The 20,991-nt window shown below is 37.8% G+C and carries 16 protein-coding genes; 7 read left to right on the top strand and 9 right to left on the bottom strand.

What is annotated here, in order from left to right:
• Positions 1–3: 3 nt before the first annotated feature.
• The 5 genes from O0V13_RS03125 to O0V13_RS03145 form a co-directional block, all read right to left on the bottom strand.
• Positions 4–1,719 carry a phage tail sheath family protein gene (locus O0V13_RS03125; RefSeq protein WP_268033526.1) on the bottom strand — a complete coding sequence of 572 codons (1,716 nt, stop codon included), beginning with the start codon at positions 1,717–1,719 and terminating at the stop codon, positions 4–6.
• Positions 1,720–1,730: 11 nt separating this feature from the next.
• On the bottom strand, positions 1,731–2,861 hold the full coding sequence (locus O0V13_RS03130; RefSeq protein WP_268033527.1) for a hypothetical protein: 1,131 nt from the start codon (positions 2,859–2,861) through the stop codon (positions 1,731–1,733).
• Positions 2,858–3,466 carry a DUF4255 domain-containing protein gene (locus O0V13_RS03135; protein ID WP_268033528.1) on the bottom strand — a complete coding sequence of 203 codons (609 nt, stop codon included), beginning with the start codon at positions 3,464–3,466 and terminating at the stop codon, positions 2,858–2,860. The genes O0V13_RS03130 and O0V13_RS03135 overlap by 4 nt, the downstream gene beginning before the upstream one ends.
• Before the next feature lie 249 nt (positions 3,467–3,715).
• Positions 3,716–5,083: a hypothetical protein gene (locus O0V13_RS03140; RefSeq protein WP_268033529.1), complete on the bottom strand. Its 1,368-nt coding sequence runs from the start codon at positions 5,081–5,083 to the stop codon at positions 3,716–3,718.
• 73 nt (positions 5,084–5,156) lie between these two features.
• Positions 5,157–6,545 (bottom strand): hypothetical protein, encoded by a 1,389-nt coding sequence (locus O0V13_RS03145; protein ID WP_268033530.1) that lies wholly within the window; start codon positions 6,543–6,545, stop codon positions 5,157–5,159.
• Positions 6,546–6,627: 82 nt separating this feature from the next.
• Here O0V13_RS03145 and rbfA point away from each other — a divergent pair, with 82 nt between their 5' ends.
• Both rbfA and O0V13_RS03155 read left to right on the top strand, forming a co-directional pair.
• Complete coding sequence (gene rbfA / locus O0V13_RS03150) at positions 6,628–7,008, top strand: 30S ribosome-binding factor RbfA (RefSeq protein ID WP_268033531.1); 381 nt, start codon at positions 6,628–6,630, stop codon at positions 7,006–7,008.
• A 9-nt stretch (positions 7,009–7,017) separates the two neighbouring features.
• Positions 7,018–8,244 (top strand): FtsX-like permease family protein, encoded by a 1,227-nt coding sequence (locus O0V13_RS03155; protein WP_268033532.1) that lies wholly within the window; start codon positions 7,018–7,020, stop codon positions 8,242–8,244.
• On the opposite strand, the gene O0V13_RS03160 is transcribed toward O0V13_RS03155, so the two are convergent.
• Both O0V13_RS03160 and O0V13_RS03165 read right to left on the bottom strand, forming a co-directional pair.
• Positions 8,241–9,434: a tetratricopeptide repeat protein gene (locus O0V13_RS03160; RefSeq protein WP_268033533.1), complete on the bottom strand. Its 1,194-nt coding sequence runs from the start codon at positions 9,432–9,434 to the stop codon at positions 8,241–8,243. The two genes, O0V13_RS03155 and O0V13_RS03160, sit on opposite strands and share 4 nt — an antisense overlap.
• Positions 9,431–12,940, bottom strand: a complete 3,510-nt coding sequence (locus O0V13_RS03165) for a hypothetical protein (RefSeq protein WP_268033534.1) — start codon at positions 12,938–12,940, stop codon at positions 9,431–9,433. Before O0V13_RS03165 ends, O0V13_RS03160 begins: the two co-directional genes overlap by 4 nt.
• Before the next feature lie 180 nt (positions 12,941–13,120).
• Here O0V13_RS03165 and O0V13_RS03170 point away from each other — a divergent pair, with 180 nt between their 5' ends.
• The 3 genes from O0V13_RS03170 to O0V13_RS03180 all read left to right on the top strand — a co-directional run bounded on the left by O0V13_RS03170 (position 13,121) and on the right by O0V13_RS03180 (position 16,877).
• The gene (locus O0V13_RS03170) at positions 13,121–13,720 is read left to right on the top strand and encodes a hypothetical protein (RefSeq protein ID WP_268033535.1); all 600 of its coding nucleotides are present in this window, start codon (positions 13,121–13,123) and stop codon (positions 13,718–13,720) included.
• 179 nt (positions 13,721–13,899) lie between these two features.
• Positions 13,900–15,018, top strand: a complete 1,119-nt coding sequence (solA, locus tag O0V13_RS03175; protein ID WP_268033536.1) for an N-methyl-L-tryptophan oxidase — start codon at positions 13,900–13,902, stop codon at positions 15,016–15,018.
• A gap of 68 nt (positions 15,019–15,086) precedes the next feature.
• A complete protein-coding gene (locus O0V13_RS03180) occupies positions 15,087–16,877 on the top strand; it encodes an ABC transporter ATP-binding protein (RefSeq protein WP_268033537.1) in 1,791 nt (596 codons plus the stop codon).
• 20 nt (positions 16,878–16,897) lie between these two features.
• On the opposite strand, the gene O0V13_RS03185 is transcribed toward O0V13_RS03180, so the two are convergent.
• Complete coding sequence (locus O0V13_RS03185; RefSeq protein ID WP_268033538.1) at positions 16,898–17,566, bottom strand: class I SAM-dependent methyltransferase; 669 nt, start codon at positions 17,564–17,566, stop codon at positions 16,898–16,900.
• Between the two features lie 155 nt (positions 17,567–17,721).
• Here O0V13_RS03185 and O0V13_RS03190 point away from each other — a divergent pair, with 155 nt between their 5' ends.
• Complete coding sequence (locus tag O0V13_RS03190) at positions 17,722–19,092, top strand: exopolysaccharide biosynthesis polyprenyl glycosylphosphotransferase (protein WP_268033539.1); 1,371 nt, start codon at positions 17,722–17,724, stop codon at positions 19,090–19,092.
• Positions 19,082–20,017, top strand: a complete 936-nt coding sequence (locus O0V13_RS03195) for a class I SAM-dependent methyltransferase (protein WP_268033540.1) — start codon at positions 19,082–19,084, stop codon at positions 20,015–20,017. Before O0V13_RS03190 ends, O0V13_RS03195 begins: the two co-directional genes overlap by 11 nt.
• Here the strand turns inward: O0V13_RS03195 and O0V13_RS03200 are convergent.
• Positions 20,003–20,917 (bottom strand): universal stress protein, encoded by a 915-nt coding sequence (locus O0V13_RS03200; RefSeq protein WP_268033541.1) that lies wholly within the window; start codon positions 20,915–20,917, stop codon positions 20,003–20,005. The genes O0V13_RS03195 and O0V13_RS03200 overlap by 15 nt on opposite strands.
• Between the last annotated feature and the right edge of the window lie 74 nt (positions 20,918–20,991).

The following is a 20,991-nucleotide window of genomic DNA, read 5'->3' on the forward strand; positions in this document are numbered from 1 at the left end:
TGATTAGGATTCCTGAAGCTTGTGAGAGAATTTCAGGATGATAAATTCCGCCGGTCTTACTGCCGCCAGTCCGATTTCTACATTCATTCTTCCTTCCAAAATGTCAAGGGCTGTCATGGTTTGACCCAATCCCACTTTGACAAAAAATGCCTGTTCCGGTTTTGCCCCAGCGAGGGCTCCATCCCTCCAAAGGTTGGAAAGGAAGTTTTCAATCATAGTTTTTACCCTCAGCCAAGTATTGGCATCATTGGGTTCGAAGACTACAAACTCAGTCGCTTTTTTGACTGATTCTTCGACAAAGATGTAAAGCCTTCTAACAGGTACATATCTCCATTCATTGTCATTGCCAGCTAATGTCCTTGCTCCCCAAACTAGATTGCCCTTTCCAGAGAAAAAGCGAACCACATTGATGGATTTTCCTGAAGTAGCATCGATGTTCAGTCCTCCTTGTTCTTCTTTGCTAACCGGTATGGAAGGTCGAAGTATGGATCTGACATCCACATTGGCAGGGGCTTTCCAAACTCCCCTTTGAGAGTCAACTCTTGCATAAATGCCTGCCACTGAAGCAGAAGGATAGAGTTCCAAAAGTTTGGCTTGTAATAAAGCAAGGATGTCATAGTATAGGGTTTTGTCTGGTGCTACCCAAGAAAATGTCCCCGAACCGGATATTACGGCGCCACCATCACCATTGTCATTGTAAGTCAACGGAATTGTGGCTCCTCCATCAGCTGGAGCGGTAGCGGTCAAAGTAATGGTGTCTCCATTTCTAATGGCAGAATATAGTGGATCTGCAGCGGTAGTAATGGCAACTAATAGTGCTTCGGCAGTTGTAGCTGGACCTCCTGCCAATGCAAATTCAGCTCCTTCAGTAAAAGTATTCGCCCCAATTGTAAATGAATCTCCAGCGACATTCGCATTGGTGGTTATCCTTATAGTCCCAAAGGCAAAATCTTGTCCTGAATTGATTTGAGAAAGTGGGATTCCCTGAAGAGGACCTGCTCCAACTCCACCTCGGTCATCTTGGATAATAAGAGTACTTTCATCAAAATTCCTGAAAAGAATGGATTTCATTCCTGGATAATAAGATGCCCCATATTTCAAGTTGGAGCTACCTACTTCGGCTCTGAATTCATCTCCATCCTCTGCTACAGTATTCCCGTCGTAATGAAGTGCGTCAAAAATGGCAAAGCGATCCTGAAGTTTTGCACATTGGGCAAGCATCTGATCGTGGAGACTTTTTCTGTTGGTGTCAGATAAATGAACAGCCTCCGGTACTACCAACAAAGTGGGCTCATCCTCTTCCTCCAAAACGCCCAGTCCTGCCAATAAATCTGCAACGTCTATATCATCTCCAGTAGGAGTTGCTACAAAATCACCAACTGAAACAATCCAACATGGACCTCCGCCATTTGCGAAATAGAGGTAAACCTGATAAGTCATCAAGTACTGTGAAAATTCTGTAGGGTCAGTAATTGTAATGACTGGGCCATCAATAATAGTAACAGTATATAGTTCATGAAAAGATTCTCCAAAAATCTGGAGGTATTCCAAGTATGATGTGACTCTAGTAGGAATATTAACTCCAAATGTGGCTCCATTTCGGATTCTACTGCGAGTATAGCCGACAAAAGCCGGGATGGCAGTAGCTACCGGTACGATGGATGCTGGAAGGGTGGATATCTCCTGAATGTACACCCCAGGGGTTTTATATTCTGCCATGGTTTATTGGATTAGATGTATACATAGATTTCTGAAATTTCTTCACCTAGATCTACCTTTTGAATATTGCTGGATGAAGGATTGGGCATGTTGGAAATGAGAACTTTGTTTCCCGGCTTCCGGCTGAGTTCCAATTTTATCTTTGGTACTTCAAAAAATGGAATAGGGTCTTGTGATTTGAATAAGATTGTATCCGAATCGTTTATTTTAATGTCTGTATTGGGAGCAGCACCTATTTGATCAAAAGCATAAAGAGCATAGGGTGGAGTTACAGGGGCGCTCTTGTCCGAAATTGCAAGCTGAGCAGATGATACGTCTACCTTGTTAGACTGATTGACGATATAATAAAGCCATTTGGTGGATTTTCTTTTGAAGTCTAAAGCATAGAATTCTTTGGCGCCATATAGGTGGTTTGGTGCCGAAGCATAGCTGATTTTGACAACTCCCAAAGCCTGAGGCCCAAATACTTTTTCAGTTAAAAAGTACTCTTTCTTCCAAAGGTCAGTCGTATCACCTTCATCCCTTAATAGGAAATTGTAATTACCCTCTGATTTTCCGGAGAGGTTTATTTCGAAAGAAAAATCACCCTGATCATCGGGAGTTAACTCCATATCTACAGGCAAGGGGTTTCCATTTGTATCCAATCCAGATGGAATAGAATTCCCTACCGGATCCAAAACCCTTAAAATCACATTGCTTGGAGTTGGATTTAAAGTGACCCTTTGGTTTGTATGTTTTGCTATAATCCCGTCCCAAATTGATAATGATATATTTTCAGGACTTGCTGGGTCAGTGGATGAAGAAGAAGGATCATTGCTAAACGATACAATTTCTTGATTTTTTAATTTTCTGGACCCTTCTGACAAATCTGTTATTCCAAAGAAATTAGGACCGCTTTGGAGATGGATGAAAAAATAGAAATCAATGGGAGTAGTCAAGGGTACCAAAGGAGTGGTGAGATCATCTTCAGCCTTATATAGAACAATCAGACCAGTTGGCGTTTCCTTCGAAATCATTCTTCCTTTGGATAAAAGCCATTGGGTTTCTTCAGTTGGGGCTAAATGAACCCCTTTTGCAAATCCATCTTGGAAATAATCATGCAAAATGTTCAATTCAAATAATCGGGAATAAATGATATTCATGACTTATGGAGTGAATTGAGAAAAATTTGTTCGATTGGATCTCCACTTTCCTGAATGGCATTTTCCTGGATCTGGATTGTTTTGATTTTGTAGAGAACACTCGGTAGGTATTTAGCTCCGACCACCGACCAGAAGTTGTAAAGCTGCTCGAATGAGTAACTGTAAAGCTCTACCACGATCTTTTTTAAGTTAGGATCAAATCCAGCCATTGCTGGACTATTTTCGGGAGTAAAGACATTTTTGCTTTGAAAAAATGCAATGGCATAGCTCAATTGCTTAAGCCCCTCGACATAATCATCTGTATCACTCAGCTGAGTTTTGTTTTGGAAATTGGCAGTGATCAATACATAGAGATTCAAGAGAATTTCCGGATTCCTTTTCTCCACTTTTCCAACCGAATTGATGAATTTGCTTTGCTGCTCTTTGGCAGTTCTTTCCTCTTCTATATTGATTAGAGAAAGCCCAAGCGATTGATCAGGAATGGCAATTCCAGTCTCATTGGTTACCCCGGAAATGTAAATACGGTCTTGAGATGGATCACCTACTTTTAATTTGATAAACCCGTTGATCTCTTGGGTCAAAAATTCTAAAACTGAATGAAGCATATATTCTAAAAGTCAAAATCAAAAAGCTTAATAGTTGGACTTAAGTTAGATAGATAAATAGTTGATTGTTAGGAAAAAAAATCAAATAATAACTCCAAAAATCAATCTTGATAATTGATAAATTATTGATAATAAGAGTATTAAATTGAAATCTGACAATAAAAATAACCTCTCAAAACCTTAGGGTTTAGACCTCTCAAAATTTTGGGTTTTTTCGGAAAAATAGAATTATACCATGATTCATAAGATTCATGAAAATTGCCTAGAAATAATCCAATTGTCCAATCTGATTAGTTCAAAACCAAACGGATCCCATGAAAAAGATTTTTCCCAGGCATAAATATTTTCTAAATCAGAATCGGATTGTTTCCTGGATTTACTACCAGAACCATATAGTTTGTAAATGGCCTGAAATGCTAATATGATTCTTTGACTTGCAACATTTTTCCACCTGGAGAGAAGTTTCCGGTAATTTTCAATTTTATATTCTAACCAATCTTGATCTCCTTGTTCGATTAAAATAATGATTTCAAAAAGTTTGGATGCCAGGTAATATTGAGTTGATTTTTTTAATTCAGACTGACTTGCATGAAGGAGTTTTAATGAATGGGAATATTCCTTTTGTTTCAACTTGATCAATGCTAACCAATATTGCCACTTCCAGTTTAAATCAGGGAAAAAGGGTAGAAAATGGTTCTTAATAATGCGTTGGGCTTGGTCCCAATGGGCTTGGTAAAAATGAGCAAGGAAATAAAACTGGAAAAACTCCGCAGGTGCCTCTAAATTATGTTTTGAACCACTATTGTGTTCCTGACAAATCAGACAAACCTCCTTATAGTTTTTTTGAAGAATAAGAAGTTCCATTTTTGCAAAGAGAAATTGCCAGTAAACAGTGGAGTCTTCTTCTTGAAATATTTTCTGCGGTTCGACCCCATTTATTATTGAAAGTCCTTCCTCCAAATTATCGTCAATGATTGAGCTCCTGATAGAATTTACTAGTCTCCAGTGTTCATTATTTGAATTGATTTGATGAACTAGCTTTGACAAAAGCTCATTTTTTGACTCTGATTTTCCTACCGTGGTTTCATTTTGAAATTGGCTGACCAAGTTTTGTAAATGACTTTTGATGGCAATCTCAATTTTGGGGAAATCTTTTATGGAAAGAACCTCAGGGATATCGTTGTCCTGGGCAATTGAAAAAATAGTTAAGACTAGGTCATGGAATTGATAGTCAACAGCCGATTTTAAACATTTTTCCAAAAGTTTTGCACCCTCATTTTTCAATCCTCTTGATAAGATTAATTGGCTTTGAAGAATCAATTCAAGACATTGGGTCCTATGACTGCATTTGTCAGAAACTTTGCTGGGCTTCACCAGAACCATGATTTCCTCGATTTCATCCTTGAGCCTTTTTTTCAATTGAGGGAAAGCCTTTTTTTCTCCGATTCCATAGATTTTTTGAGAATAAAATGAATCTGAGCTTTGTGGCTTTTCAAGGATCAGCTGAAATAGCTTTAATTTTTTTGAGTTGCGGCTATTCCGGCTAGAAGCTATCTTAAATAATTGTTCTTTTTCAGTAGGGGAAAATTGATTTAAAATCGATTGAACAGTATCCATAAAAATTCAGGTAAAAAATTGAAACAATTCCTGAATTTACTATTTAAGATGCTGTTTTACAAATGATTGGGGCTTACCTGATTTGGTACTTCCCTGGAGAAATCTTTTGATATTCTCTTTCCAATTCTGGATAGTCTATAAGGAGTTTGGCAAACTCCCCTTCCTGATCCAAAATGATTTCGGGACTTTGTCCTTTGATCATTTGGAAAAGTTTAGCTCGTTGAGGTAGACTTCTCTCTTTTTCTAGGAATAGTTTACTGAGATGAAAGTTTAGAAAAGGCCCTTCAAAAATTCCATATCTGTATGGACTCAAATCATCTCCGAGAACCATTATTCCTTTTCCTGTGTATTCGGTAGAATTGGTTTCCTTGACGAAATAAGTTGATTCTTTTTGGATTTCCTGATTCATATACCACCAGCTCAATACAGGCACCCCAATGACTAGTAAATAAAATGCTGGACTGATAATTTTCCGATTTTTAATGTTGAGGAAAAACTGGGTAATCAAGTAACTCAAACCTGGCAAAAGAATCACCCATTGGAAAGAAGCCTGACGCTTTGAAAAGAGCACTCCTATGCAAGAAATGATGACCCAAACCACCATGAGCTGCCTTTGTTTTTGCTGGTTGATGGTGGCTCCTCGCAGTACCGAACTGATGAAAAAGCCGATGATAGCCAGTAGAACTGGAAATGCAGCCAAGACCCCCCATGAAACCAAAGATTGATAATAATATTTCTCAGAGAAGAAAATCAAAGGCCATATTTCAAAGGCTTCATCCAGTCCATTATTCCAATAGTAAAACACTGAAATCAAAAGAATTGGAAGGAAATATCCTGTTAATGAAAGGAGTAGCTGCCTAAATGTAAATCCACTAATAGCGATGCCTCCAAAAATCAAAAATGGTAGAAATAGAATGTAAATCGGATGAAATCCTGTCGCGATTCCGCCATAAATTCCGATCAATAAGGTGGATTCGCTACTATCTTTTTGAAGGAGAGTTTGTGAAAATAGCTGTGACAAAGCCAACATCAAAAAGGTACTCCCCAACAATGCAGGGGAAATACTCAGCATGTCGAAGTTTAGGTGAAACAATGCGAGCATGATGATCCCTGGCAAATAGGTGTTTTCATCAAAAACCCGATATTTAATGAGAGTTCTATTCCAATAAATTACTTGAAAAAACACCAATGCCCTACCTAATAGCTCTAATGCTAATGGGCTCCTTCCAAAAAGGAAGTCCATTATAAAAAAGAAACCTCCGGAAAGCGGTCCGGTATCATCAAGAATATGTTGATATAGAAAGTATCCATCGCCCAAACGCTCACCTAATAGCATCCAATTGAGTTGGGTGGAGGTCAGAGGGAAATCCGAAAACACTAAATAGACGACAGTCCAAATAATCAGAAATAGAAATAATCCGATTATTCTAAATGGGTCGTTTACTTTGAAAAATTGAAACAAGATATAGGGTATTTTTGAAGCTAAGGCCCGAAATTAAAGCTTGCCCAAGTATTTCGCTAAATTTGTACCACAAATACTTTATATGGAAAGTAAAAGACAACAAAAACACGCAAAATTAATCCAAAAGGAACTGGGAGAGATCTTCCAAAAGGAAGCCAGACAATTGATTGGAAAAGCAATGGTCACAGTGACCCGAGTAATGGTCAGCCCAGACTTAAGTGTCGCTAAGACTTATTTAAGTTTCTTGCTTGCAGATCCTGCTGCTACTTTGGAGTTGATCAATGATCATAAAAAGGAAGTAAGACTTTATTTGAGCAAAAGAATCGGGAAATCGGTAAGAATTATTCCTGAGTTGGCGTTCTTTCCTGATGAATCAGCCTCTTATGCCCAGCATATGGACAAGGTCATTTCTGGATTAAATATTCCTGCCGCTCCAGAAGAGGAAGACGAAGAAGAAGATTAAATTCGAAACTTGAATCTAAGTTACTTCATAGCGGCTCGGTATTTCCGAAGTAAGAAAAAGCGGAATTTCATTACTGTTTTATCCACCATTTCTATGGTGGGTGTTGCAGTGGGAACCATGGCATTGGTCATAGTCATGTCTGTTTTTAATGGTTTGGAAGACCTTATTCGGGAGATTTTCTCAAGTTTTGATGCTGAGTTGAAAGTAGAGGCGACTTTGGGAAAAAGCTTTGAAGTATCTGAAGATTGGCTAGGTGGTATTCGAGATATCGAAGGGGTTGCAATCTTGACTGAAGTTATCGAGGATAATGCACTTTTAGATTATAACGGAAACCAGCTGGTCGGAACCATTAAAGGTGTTTCAGACAATTTCTTAGATCAAAACCGCTTTTCTCAAGGCTATTTCTGGGGAGATACTACTTTGGGAACGGATAAAAGACCAGCCGCCATATTGGGTCGAGGAGTTGGGTTTTTTCTTTCGGTCAATCTGAAAGACATTAATATCCCACTGAAGGTGTTTTATCCAAAAGCACCAAGAAGTGCAGCCTCTTTAGATCCAAGTCAATTGTATTCCTCAGATTTCTTAGACCCAGTAGCTTTCTTTTCTGTGGAGAGACAATTCGATGATGAATACATCATCGCTCCCCTACATTTTACCAGGGATTTGTTGAATTATGGAGACCGAAGAACCTCTTTGGAAATAAAAGTAGCCGATGGGTATTCAATATCTGATGTACAGGATCGATTAAAGGAACATTTAGGAGAGGAATTCTCAGTGAAAAATACTGATCAACAACATGCAGGGCTTTTGAGAACTGTTAAGCTTGAAAAGCTTTTTGTCTTTTTAACTCTAACATTTATCCTTGCGATCGCTTCTTTTAATATCTTCTTTTCCCTGAGCATGTTGGCTATCGAAAAGAAAAAAGATATAGCTGTACTTAAGGCCATGGGAGCGCCCGACCGATTAATTCAAAAAATTTTCCTGAAACAAGGAGCTTTGATTGCTTTTTCAGGAGCTTTGGTCGGATTGGTTTTGGGATATTTAATTTGTTTGGCCCAACAATATTTTGGTTTGGTTTCATTGGGAATTTCGTCTGCGGTGGTAGATTCCTATCCTGTCAAGGTGGTTTGGTCAGACTTTATCTGGATCAGCATCTCAGTAATTGCTATTACCATGTTGGCCTCCTGGAGACCTGCCCATATTGCTTCCAAAGTCAATACAATTACTGAGCTTTAGTTTCCTTCACAGATTTTCTTCTGAATTTCTTCTATCCCAGCCATTCCAAGTTCTATGGCTTTATTGAGATCATCGCATGCCTCTTGACTCTTGTCTAATCGATGAAGAGTGATTCCACGATGGTAATATGCAGACGGATTAGAGGGGTCTGTGGCAATTAATTGGATAAAATCAGCAAGAGCTTCCTCCGGCCTGTTGAGATAATAGCGAGATTGACCTCTACCCAAAAGAGCTTCAGGATCTTGCTCATTTATAAAAAGAACCTCTTCAAAATCAGCTTCCGCAGCCTCCCAATTTTTAAGTTTCGCGTAGGCCTTGGCTCGATAAAACCAGCCTTCTGAATCTTCCGGTAAGATCTGAATGGCTTCAGTATAGTCTTCAATAGCTCCTTCCCAGTCATTTTGAGAGAATTTATAGAACCCGCGAATTTTCCAGCCTTGTGGATCTTCTGGATCTTTTGCGATAGCTAAGGTAAGCTCCTCTAGTTGATCGACATTTTCTCCCTTTTCCAGAATATTGATACGCTGTCTAGCCAGAAAGTGATCTGGGTTGATTTCAACAGCTTGATGAAGTGACTTAAGCGCAACTTCTTTCTGGTTTTGCTTCATTTCGACATGGCCTTTTTCAGCCCAGAAATCGGATTCATTAGGTTTATAATAAATTGCGGAGTCTAAAAGTGTTTTTGCGGCAGAATAATCCTTCATCCCTATTTTGGCAAGGGCCAGATGATAGAGGATTTGAGATGGGTTGGGACTTTGAGCAGTGAAAATTCCAGAAACACCTTTATCTGTTGAGCTTTTACGATAAATGATTTGGGTTGTCTCACCTTTTGGGATTTGTCTGTAGGATAAGAAATCATTTTCGGCATCTTGGAATCTTTTAAATCTGAGATAAAGCCTGCCTCTAGCCAGATAGGCTTCAGCCAATTCGGGGTCTAAACTCAAGGCTTTTTGAAAATTTTCCAATGCTAGATTTAAACTTGCGCCGTCAAATTGTTCGTAAATCTGTCCCAAATAATAATACCCCAGAGGATCCCGATCATATACCCTGAGCCAATCATCCATCATCAGATACGCACTTTCATAATCTCCTTGATTATAGGTGGCAACTGCTTTTTCGAAGTCGGAACGGTCTTGGGCAAAAGAATAGCCTGCTATCAAAAAGATAATACCAAGAAAAATTACTTTCATGAATTGGATGCGTTTTTCCCGAATTTCAAACTGCCTAACCCTCGATCCAAAAGTGCGTACAGACTGCCCAATAAGCCCAAAGAACCTGTCAAATAAGTGTAAGCCTCGGAAAAGAAATTTTTGTCGAAAATACCGATTAAGGCAAAGCATATCAATACAAAACTGACCAAAGAAATTTGAATTGAGGAAGAATTGCCATTCTTTTTCTCATAGCGTTTGAAGGCTTCTTTTTCCTCCTCTGTACTATGTTCAAGAACGTATTTTCTGAAAACAGGACTAAACAATCTCCATTCCTTCCAAATCGAATCTGATTTGCTGTATTTCTCGGAGGTGCTTTCAGAATTTTTTTGAATCAATATTCCTTTTTGAGCTAATCCTATCATCACTTCTTTTCGGTTGATATTGAAGAACCCTTCTTTGGCATAGGAATAAGCTACCATTTTTTCTTCAAAAGACATTTCGGTCCACATATTTGTATAAAAAGCCTTTTTATGTCTTAAGCTTTTTAACAAGATTTCCGCCTTTTCTTCGCTGGAGTCCTTTAGGATTGGTTCATTTTTGATTGCCAAAGATTTGAAGGAAAAATCAGAAAAAGTTTCTGAGAATCGAACCTTGTCCAAAGGGTCTTTAATTTTTGAAAAAATATCTTTCCACTGTTTGCCTGAGCAAATCCAGATTTTTTTCCCCAAATCATGTAGTCGTTCTAATAGAGGGATACTTTCTAAAGGGTCTGCCAGACAATGGTAGTTTTTGAGGATATAGACATCTTTGGATTCATCCAATTTGAATTGCCAGTCAAGTGATTCCACCAAAAAATCTAGGGTTTCTAAGTTTTCATCAACTTGTGAAAATACCTTTTCTACGATTTCTTCCAGATGGGAGGAATCAATGCTGCAGATGTATAAAAGCTGTTCGGTACTTTCAAAGTCGTCTTCATACTTCTCCTCAAAAGAAAAGAATATTATCTTCTGCAAATAATACATTAATGAACTTAGAAGTCCCAGAATAAGAATCAGGTAGAGTAGATTCCAGTCAAAGCTCAAGTTACCTGAACTACCCGCCCAAGCCGCTTTAAAAGTTTTCTGATCGGGGGCAATGAATTCTCTAATTTTTGAGTCAAAAGGATCTGTTAAAGCCACCATAAGTGATCTTCTGGCCTCTTCATATTCCTTGAATCGGGTGGCCGAATTATCCAATTGATGATTACTTTTCCAAATTTGACTTTCGAATAGCTGGGTTTTGGATTGAATCAAATAGCCCGGAATGAAGCCAATAACCAAAAACCAAGCGATCAAAAAAGTTGGGAGAACTCGAGAGGGAGAAATCAATTTATTTGCAAAATCTTTCCCCCTGACTTTCAAATTCCAAAAAAGGATAATTAAAGCCGAGGCCAACTGTAAAACGAGGGCGATTAGCGAACTTACGAGTTCATATTTTACTAAAATCAAGCCTAATAATACCGAGAATAATAGTGTAGGAATAGCATAGTTCGGAATTAAAGGTTGATTCAGTTCAGTTTCTTTTTTGGACAATTTGGATGTAGCCAGATTGATAAATGAGATCAATGAAGAAGAAAAAATTAGCATTGCGACTAATTGAATATGATTGAGTCTTGCACAATAATAAATTGCTATTAAAAGTCCTGCAAAGAAGAAATAAGCAAGCGATAGGTATTGAAGTTTGTGCAAATTGTTTTTGGTGGGTTTTAGCCAGTCAAAAAAGAAAATTTTGAAACCAAAGTCGGTGGTAAGATCCTTTGAGAACTTTTGAAGAATTAAATTGAAAATCAGGGAAAGAAAGTATATAGCAAGGAGGATAATGGCTTCCAAAGAAGTCAAGGAGGAAAACACATGAGAGACATTGTGATTGACCAAAAAGAAAAGCCAAATAGGTTGATCAAACCTTTGATCAGAAATTTTGGATAATATACCAGTATATTGATTTCCAATTAGATACAATGGGACTTCAATTGTTTTGTCTTGATCATCGTCTCTATTTTTTTCCATCAAAGTTTTGATTTCAAACCAAGAGTCTGAATTGACACCCTCTTTTAAATTGGAAATTGGAGAAACTATTTTGTCACTTTTGTGAAGGATTGTGCCGTCTTCTTTGATTAAGAGGTAGCGGTATTTGTCTGTTAAGGTAGGAGTTGATTTCAATTTGAAGGTAATCGCAGAAATTTCCTTTTCAGGATTGAGTTTCGATATGACAGATTCTAATTCGCCATCACCTCTACTATAATGAGAGTTGAAAAAATGATTGACTGATTCTGGGTTAGTTTTGAAATAAGTAAAGTAGGCTCTGGTTCTTAAATCTACTGGAGACTTTGAGCTAAAATTAAAATCACGAGTTTCGTTATTAAAAATTATTCTCTTGGCTAATCCTTTTGATTCAAAAAGGATCAATTCATTAAAAGGATAAGTGTCGATCAAGCCTTTTTCCCACTTTGAAAGTGCTGAGTCATAATTTGAAATTGTGATGCCTAGGTCTTGTTTAATCCGATTTTGATGTGCACTGGAAATCAGAACCGGGTCAGGTTGATTTTTAAAAAATGAAATAGCAAAGCCCAAAATCATTGAAAGTCCCATCAAAGAAATGCCCAATTGGAGAACTTTGGTTTGAGTCAGATTATCTCCTTTACTCAAATTGAGAATCCCTAGGATCGGAACAGATGCAATCAATAAAATGAGGAAGAAAATCAAGGTGCTTAATAGCTTAAAATTAAGCCTAAGACCAACTTTTAAAAAATGATTCTGGTTAAATGTTCCCACTGCGAACAATTGGAGATTTTCCAATGGGATGGGTGCAACGTAGAATCGGTTTTGATTTCCTGAATATTCCACTTCTTCAAAATATACTCCTGAGTGAATTTTTCCGACACTATCTTGACGGATAATGTGCGGTTTAAATATTTCCTGTCCAAAATCTGTATTTGGATAAATGACTTTCCCCATTTGGTCAGTCAAAAAGAATTTTTCGAAGACTTTATTGTTCTCTTGTTTCCTAAGAAGGAGGTCAATATCAAAGGAAATAGTGACTACTAAGGTTTCTGGAAAACTTGTGGGATTAACCCCAAATCTTTCATAGAAAGCCAAAGTGTTTATTTGTCGGATGATAGATTTAGGAATTCCAAGTGTCAAATTGCTGACGGTGATCCTGTTTCCTTCTAAACTTATTTTTTCGATTGTGGGATTGTCCAATGTCCCAAATTGAATTGACTTAATATCAGGTTGAAATCCAGACAAAAGGTCTCTAATTCCAGCTGAATTAATTCGAACATCAGGGTCTTCATCCAGAGCCAAAGCCTCCCTAAGAATGTAGCCCTCTACTCTGCTGTAATAATCTGGAAGAGCTAGTAGGATGTCATTTCGAATAGCTTCTACACTTCTCAAATGCTGTTCTTCAAGCTCAGAAATGTTTTTGTTGGATTGGACAAATAGAAATACCCCTATGATGCCTATGATAGGCAGCAAAAAAAGCCAGACTTTCAGGGTCTTTAATCTCATCGAAAAAAATGTCAGGTAAACATTTTAATTTACTCAGTAAATTACTGAAAATCAATTCATAAGAATTTATTCAATTCCATATAAGTGCCGGAGTTTAAAAAAACAGCCTATTTTTGTGTCTTAAGGCACGTTTATTGAATTTCTGCTGCCTAACCCAATAAGTAACATAATTCCCCAATCATGAAAAAAATTGCCCTAGGCTTATTGTTCGGTATCTTCCTAATCAGTACTGCTAACATTCAGGCTCAGGAGTCCGCGGAATCCAAAAGTTCTCTCAATTCTGGAACTATAGATTCTCAATTTGACTACATCTACAGCGTTTCAAACAATTTCCAAGAATACAAAGTCGTAAAAAGGAGTAATCTGGATAAGCTCCAGTCCAATATTTTGGATTCGATGAAAACAATGAGATCTGAAGTACTTCAGCTGAAAACCCAAATCGGAAGTAAAAATGACTCAATTTCTTCATTAAATCAGGTTTTGGGTCAGACTGAGACCGCGAAGCAAGAAGCGATTGCCGCCAAAGATAATTTTACCATTTTTGGAATTGGTATCCATAAGGCAGTATACTCTTCCTTCATGTGGTTGTTGGTGGGAGCTTTGGCTGTGGCTTTAGGGTTTTTCTCTTTTCAGTATTTCAGAAGTTTCAAAAAAATCAGAAAGGCTCAAAAAGATTTGGAAGAAGTGCAAGAGGAATTTGATCAGCACAGAAAGAATACCTTAGATCGTGAGCGAAAACTGAAAAGAGAGCTCATCGATGCCCAAATGGGCAAAGCGTAGAAATTTGCCCTGAATTTCCTCAGGAAGCTGAGATGGGATTATTTTATCACCAATCCCAACAAAAAATATTTGTGGCAATATGGATATGGGATCTCCCAATTTTCCATGTTGGCATTTATTTTTTAAATATTCAGTGAAATGGTTTGGTATCCAATCCCTATTTTAGAAAAAACAGCCTTATGAAAAAGGTAGACATTGCAGTTATTGGTCTCGGAGCTGTCGGTTCGGCTGCTTTATTTTTTTTATCAAAATCTGGGAAAAAAGTTCTTGGTTTGGATCGGTTTGATCCACCTCATTTTATGGGTTCTTCTCATGGAGAAACGAGAATCACCAGATTGGCTGTTGGGGAAGGGAAAGAGTATGTGAGCTATGCCAAAAGGTCTCAAGAAATATGGAAAGGGTTGGAATCTGAAACTCAAAATCGGCTATTCAACCCATGTGGTGGCATTTTGATGGATTCTGGGATCACTCCTTGGGGTAAGCATGGGGGAGATGGTTTTTTTGAAAAAACAGTTGGGATCGCAAAATCCTGTAGTATTCCACATTCAACTTGGAAATCAGGTGAATTGAAAGAAAAGTATCCACAGTTTCAGCTAGAAGATTCAGGTAAAGCTTATTTCGAGCCTTCGGCAGGACTCGTCTACCCTGATAGAATTATTCGAATTCAACTAGAATTGGCTCAGCAAAATGGTGCTGAAATCAAAGTATATGCTCCAGTTAAATCTATTTACGCCAAACAGGATTCTATTATTCTTGAATTGAAAGAATCCCAAATTGAAGCAAAACGTGTTTTGATTTCGGCAGGGGGGTGGATCAAGGACTTTTTAGCGAAAGAAGAAAGGCCTGATTATAAGATTTGTCGGCAAGTTCTACATTGGATCGAAATAGAAGATGGATATTCACATTATAATGAATCACCGGTATTCATGTGGGGGTTTGGGAGAAAGCCTGAGGATTTCATTTATGGGTTTCCTACTCAAGATGGGAAGTCCGTGAAAATGGCTTCAGAATCATTTTTAGAAACTACTCACCCAAATAACATGGACAGATCAATATCAAAAAAGGAACAAGAGATATTCTGGAATGAAAAAGTTGAAGGAAGGATTTGCGGACTTAAAAATCAATTTCTGAAATCTGAAGTCTGTTTATACACGGTTCGGAATGATTCAAAGTTTGTGGTAAAGCAGCTTCCAACTGTGCCTGGTGCAATGATGGTTTCAGCCTGTTCGGGCCATGGGTTTAAGCATTCGGCGGCATTGGGAGAGGAGTTGGCAGGTAGGATTCTTTTTTCTTGTTGACACTTATTGGGTATTTCCTCTTTTTTCTCCTCAAAAGACCTATTTTTGCAGATTGAAGTGCAAGCAACATGGCGAAAAAAAGAGGATCTGGTCTAGAAGAACATGAAAAGCGAAAACTCAACAAACAGAGTTTTCAAAAGTTAAGTGGGGTTTTCAGGTTTCTTCTACCATACAGATGGACCTTTATTCTAGGTCTTGTATTTCTGTTATTATCTTCCCTGACCTTACTAACTTTTCCATATGTAGCTGGGAAATTGATAGATACAGCACAAGGAAAGGACTGGTATGTGACGGATATCAATTCAATTGCTTTGATCCTCATTGCGATTTTGGGTGTTCAGAGTTTGTTCTCATTTTTCAGAGTTTGGACCTTTGCCTTGGTTTCTGAGAGATCAATGAGAGATGTGAGATCGGCTCTATATAGTAGACTGCTTCGCCTGCCGATGACATTTTTTGATAAAAGAAGAACAGGAGAGTTGATTTCCAGAATTACTTCAGATGTCAGCCTGCTTCAAGATACATTCTCTGTGACCTTAGCAGAGCTTTTTAGGCAGGTGATTACCTTAATAGCAGGTATCGTATTCCTGATGGTCACTACCCCAAAGTTGACTTTGTTTATGTTGGGGACATTCCCTGTTCTGGTTCTTTTGGCCATGTTTTTTGGAAGGTTCATTCGAAATCTATCCAAGAAAACTCAAGATGAATTGGCAGCTGCTAATGTGATTGTTGAAGAAACTCTTCATTCTATCAGTACTGTCAAATCATTTGTAGGTGAGGTTTATGAGTCAAAAAGATATCATAAGGGGCTGAATAATGTAGTCGATGTGGCTTTAAAAACTGCCAAATATCGAGGTGCATTTATTTCATTTATCATTTTCGCCCTTTTTGGAGGAATAGTAGCCGTTATGTGGTATGGAGCGAGCCTGGTTGCTTCAGGTGAGATGAGTATTGGAGAGTTAGTTTCATTTGTTCTTTATACCACCTTTATAGGTGGCTCCATTGCAGGGCTGGGAGATATTTATAGTCAAGTACAGAAGGCAATTGGGAGCTCTGAAAGAGTTTTGGAGATTCTGGAAGAGCCTTTGGAGAAAAGTTCTACTTATCATAAATCCGAGCTTGAAGGTAAAATTGAATTTGAACATGTAAGCTTCAGATATCCTACCCGTCCTGAGGTCGAGGTGCTTAAAGATTTGTCTTTCTATGTCAATCCTGGAGAGAAGATAGCCTTGGCTGGTCACTCTGGGGCTGGAAAGTCTACGATCATTCAGCTCCTATTGAAATTTTATGATCTTGATTCAGGAGAAATATTGGTTGATGAGAAAGGACTTGATACGTGGGATCTAGAAAAGCTTAGATCGCATATCGGGATGGTTCCTCAAGAGGTATTGCTTTTTGGAGGTAGTATTCGAGAAAATATAGCATATGCTCGACCAGATGCCTCAGAGGATGAGATTATCCTGGCAGCTAAAAAAGCAAATGCTTGGCAATTTATCTCCAAGTTCCCTGAAGGACTGGACACCATGGTTGGTGAAAGAGGAGTTAAACTCTCTGGAGGTCAAAGACAGCGGGTTGCAATTGCAAGAGCGATATTAAAGGATCCATCTATTTTGATATTGGACGAGGCGACTTCTTCATTGGACGCGGAGTCTGAGCATCTTGTACAGGAGGCTTTGGACGAATTGATGAAAGGAAGGACAACTATCATCATTGCGCATCGATTGGCTACAATCAGAAAAGTGGACAGAATCTATGTCTTAAGTGATGGAAAAATAGTGGAGCAAGGTAGTCACACAGAGCTCCTCCACGAGAAAGACGGCTTTTATGCTAACCTTGTTAAGCTTCAATTTGCTGAAAGCTAAAGAAAGATTCTTCTTTGAAATTAAAGGTTGTGTGCAGTGATTGATTTGCACATCCCTAACCAATTTTCCTTATAGATTTGACTATCAGGGAACAAGGATTTCATTTCCTTTTCATCCAAAAGGCGGATTTCTTCCAAATATTGTTTTGCGTCTTCCTCTGACCATTTTTTCAATCTGCTCAGTCTGGTTTTGGTTAAAATAAACTCCATCCATGATTTTGGAAGGTTTTGAGCAAAAGGAAGCGCATAATGTGCTTCAATTGGAAAATACCTGTTTGGTGTTTGGATGTAGTACTTTTTACCTACTCGAAGAATCTCCTTAGCCATTTTTTGCTGATTCTCCCAAGTATAAAGATGTTCTATTACAGAGTTGGAAAAGACTAGATCAAAGTGATTATCAGTATATTCTGGCATATTGGTGCCATCGCCAATTTTACTAATCATATTGGGATTTCCAGTTTCCTCTATTGTTAAATTCAATAATGTAATCTCAATGTTAGGCATTGAAAGTAACTGACTTTGACTCCAGAAATATGCTGTTCCACCAACATCTAAAATCTTAATTTTCTGGTTGTGCTTATAATTGTTATAAAAAAGTGATTCAAATATAGCTAAACGCTTTTTACGAAATTTAGCACCAATAGAATCGGAATTGTCTGAGGATGCAAATAAATTACTGATTAAATTCATGGTTTGCCTTTAGGCTTTACTGTAAATAAATTCCGGGCAAAAGTAACCATGCTTGGGGATTCTTTTCGTAATTTTGGAAACAAATCATAAATCCTTTTCCTTGATTAGGTTTTGCAGGGTTTTTGCAAAAAAAAATTGTTTGGTGTAGAATTTTTATGAAACGTAGATTTGACAAGTATTTTCCTTGGCTTTTTTTAGGAAGTGATTTCATTGCCTCCCTTGTTTCATTGATTTTTTGTTATCTATGGCTACGATCTTTTGAATTAATTCAAGAAACTCAAATTCAGTCCCTTATATCACTTTCTTGTTTGTGGATTCTGATTTCTGCTTTGAGGAAGGATTTTAAAATTGGGAGGACAGACGAATACGATCATACTTTAGGGGTTTTAGCAATTACCGTAGTTTGGTTTGTAGGCGCTTCAATTTTTCTCTGGACTCCTTTTCATGCTCCATCTTTCCAATTCATTCCAATATTATTGTTCAGCTTAGGCATGATGTTGGTGATGGGAATTTTCAGAGTTGGTGTTCACATGGTTTTGAGGCGATATAGAGCAAAAGGGAATAATTTTCAAAATGCCGTAATTGTTGGAAAGGGAGGAACAAGTCCAAAGCTTGCAGATGTTTTCAAAATTAGAAAGGAGTTTGGGATCAATTTCTTGGGATATTATGATAATCAAACTTCTTGTAATCAGACAAGAGGAGGGATTATTGATTTCTTCGAAGAAGCTCCCAAATTAGATTTGGACCTAATCTATATTCACGAGCATCTCGAACCAAAGTTGGTCAAAAAAGTAATTGACTTTGCAGATGAAAATTATGTTAAGGTCAAGATGATACCTGGAGGTAGTCTTCAACTTGAAAAAAATCTATCTTTTTCTCGATATGGGGACTTTTTCGTCATCAATGTCAATGAAATCCCATTAGACAATACATTTAATAATTTTGCAAAAAGGACGTTTGATGTGTTCTTCGCCAGTTTGGTGATAGTTCTTATCCTTTCGTGGTTAATTCCTTTGGTAGGCCTATTGATCAAATTGGAATCAAAGGGACCTGTATTTTTTATACAGAAAAGGAATGGAGTGAATAATAAAGAATTCAATTGTTTGAAGTTTAGATCTATGACTCCAAATGATTATTCAGATACACACCAAGCGACTAAAAATGATCCTAGAGTAACAAAAATTGGTTCATTTCTCAGAACCACATCCTTAGATGAAATGCCTCAATTTATAAATGTTTTATTAGGTGATATGTCAATAGTTGGTCCTAGACCTCACACTATACCAATGAACAAATCCTTCAAATCTCAAATTGAAAAATATAATTCAAGGCATAAAATTCGTCCAGGGATTACGGGGCTAGCTCAAGTAAGAGGATTTAGAGGTGAAATAGAAAACCCACATCAAATTAGATCTAGGGTAAGATTGGATTCATTCTACATTAATAATTGGTCTTTTTTATTAGATATGAATATCATGGTTAAAACTATCCATGAGCTAATATTCAATAGAGAAAATGCCTATTGATTTTTCACCTTGTAGGTGCCATTATTGCGGTTCGACAGCTTTGGGAGAATTTTCTGCCCAAGAGCGAATGTTTGGGAAGGGAGATACGTTTTCATATCAAGAATGTGAGGAATGTGCGTCCATCCAGATTAATCCAATTCCGGTTAACCTTGGAGATTATTACACAGGAGATGAGTATTATTCTTTCATTCCTCTAGTTAAATCAGGTTCTTTTTCAAATCTATTAAAGGCAATCAGACTTCGAGGGTTTTTGAATTTGAAAATTGATGGATTGGCGCCAAAAGTTTATGGCTATTGGCTAAAAAAGGTTTTTACAAATTTCGATGTTTCTGTTGCGGATGTTGGATGCGGGAATGGACAGCTTTTGTATGAATTAAATGCTGGAGGATTTAAGGACTTGATCGGGTTTGACCCATTTTTAGATAAATCAATTGAAGTTGCAGAGGGGCTATGCCTTTTGAAATCTGAGTTAAGTGAATCCGATCAAAAGTTTGATCTGATCATGTATCATCATGCGTTCGAACACCTGAGGGACCCTGAAAAGGAGTTGCAAGTTTGCTTCGATAAATTAAACTCAAAGGGGAAAGCCTTGATCCGGATACCGGTTACAGATTCAGAAGTTTGGCAAAAAGAAAGAGAATATTGGGTACAACTGGATGCTCCTAGGCATTTAACTATCCCAAGTGTCAAAGGGATATCAGGACTTTCCGAGAAAATAGGGTTTAAGGTTGATGCCGTTGAATTTGATTCCACTGAGTTTCAGTTTTGGGGAACAGAGCTTTACAAAAGAGGTCAAAAACTAAGAAGTAATGGCTGGGATGAGTTTTCACAGACAGAAATGGAGAAGTGGAAAAAGAAAGCCCTCCACTTTAACAGGGAGGGCAAAGGAGATCAAATTTGTTTGTATTTATCAAAGCCTGAATAAGGCATCAAAGAATCCCATCGTTTCACCTTTCTTTTTAAAGATCAACATTGGAAGAACATTATTTGCTTTGATGACTTTTTCAGCAGTACTTCCTAGAAGGATTGCTGCTGATTTTGTTCTGCCTCTTGAACCCATAATAAACATATCCACTCCCAATTTCATGGCCTCTTTTAGTAGCAATTCTCCTGCATCTTCCCCTTCGTCCAAAACGAAGTCGCATTCTAGCTCTGGATGATCATGATGAGAGACAAAAGCTTCAAAATCCTTTTTTGCATTCGCTTTCATGATGTCAGCAAATTCTTCATATGATTTCCCTGTTTTGGAATACCCATGAGGAACCTGATAAATGTGAACTGGAACCAATTGGGCTTTTAATTGATCGGCGATTCTTTCTCCGAAATCATAGATCATATGATTGTGCTCGGAGAAATCTGTAGGAACCATTATTTTTTTCGGAAGCCCTGCAGGTCTCTTTTCCTGCAATAACATCACAGAACAAGGAGCTTTTTTAGCTACGCCATTTGCAAGAGCACCAGAACCTTTTAGAGTTTCTTTTCTACCCATTACAATTAAATCAACATCCTTGATTTTAGCCCATCTTAGTACTGTGTCTAAAGGATGATCACCTTCTTCAGCGAAAACTTCAATCTCAATAGACTCTGGAAATGCCTTTGATTTGATTTTATTCATCATAATTGCCTCAACCGATTCATCTCCAGCGGCCAAAAGATCAGGGTATTCTTTGAGGATTTCGTCTGGAATCGCAAGGCTTTTGGCGACATGGACAAAGTAACACTTCTCCACTCCCCAGAATTTGAGGAATACAACTGTCTTTTCGATTAGAATTTCATCCATTTCGGTCAAATCAAGACCGATCATTACTTTTGAAAAAAACTTCATGGGCGCGTATTATTTGTAGCCTTTAATTTAAAATTTTGATTTAGTTATTTAAATAGTTTTTTTGTTTTTGACTT

The sequence above is a fragment of the Algoriphagus sp. PAP.12 genome (assembly GCF_026652115.1).
Taxonomy (GTDB): Bacteria; Bacteroidota; Bacteroidia; order Cytophagales; family Cyclobacteriaceae; genus Algoriphagus.

Bases quoted from the DNA above. Each gene is read 5' to 3' on its own strand.
- O0V13_RS03125 (WP_268033526.1), bottom strand. From the start codon at position 1,719: ATGGCAGAATATAAAACCCCTGGGGTGTACATTCAGGAGATATCCACC.
- O0V13_RS03130 (WP_268033527.1), bottom strand. From the start codon at position 2,861: ATGAATATCATTTATTCCCGATTATTTGAATTGAACATTTTGCATGAT.
- O0V13_RS03135 (WP_268033528.1), bottom strand. From the start codon at position 3,466: ATGCTTCATTCAGTTTTAGAATTTTTGACCCAAGAGATCAACGGGTTT.
- O0V13_RS03140 (WP_268033529.1), bottom strand. From the start codon at position 5,083: ATGGATACTGTTCAATCGATTTTAAATCAATTTTCCCCTACTGAAAAA.
- rbfA (WP_268033531.1), top strand. From the start codon at position 6,628: ATGGAAAGTAAAAGACAACAAAAACACGCAAAATTAATCCAAAAGGAA.
- O0V13_RS03160 (WP_268033533.1), bottom strand. From the start codon at position 9,434: ATGAAAGTAATTTTTCTTGGTATTATCTTTTTGATAGCAGGCTATTCT.
- O0V13_RS03165 (WP_268033534.1), bottom strand. From the start codon at position 12,940: ATGAGATTAAAGACCCTGAAAGTCTGGCTTTTTTTGCTGCCTATCATA.
- O0V13_RS03170 (WP_268033535.1), top strand. From the start codon at position 13,121: ATGAAAAAAATTGCCCTAGGCTTATTGTTCGGTATCTTCCTAATCAGT.
- solA (WP_268033536.1), top strand. From the start codon at position 13,900: ATGAAAAAGGTAGACATTGCAGTTATTGGTCTCGGAGCTGTCGGTTCG.
- O0V13_RS03180 (WP_268033537.1), top strand. From the start codon at position 15,087: ATGGCGAAAAAAAGAGGATCTGGTCTAGAAGAACATGAAAAGCGAAAA.
- O0V13_RS03185 (WP_268033538.1), bottom strand. From the start codon at position 17,566: ATGAATTTAATCAGTAATTTATTTGCATCCTCAGACAATTCCGATTCT.
- O0V13_RS03190 (WP_268033539.1), top strand. From the start codon at position 17,722: ATGAAACGTAGATTTGACAAGTATTTTCCTTGGCTTTTTTTAGGAAGT.
- O0V13_RS03195 (WP_268033540.1), top strand. From the start codon at position 19,082: ATGCCTATTGATTTTTCACCTTGTAGGTGCCATTATTGCGGTTCGACA.
- O0V13_RS03200 (WP_268033541.1), bottom strand. From the start codon at position 20,917: ATGAAGTTTTTTTCAAAAGTAATGATCGGTCTTGATTTGACCGAAATG.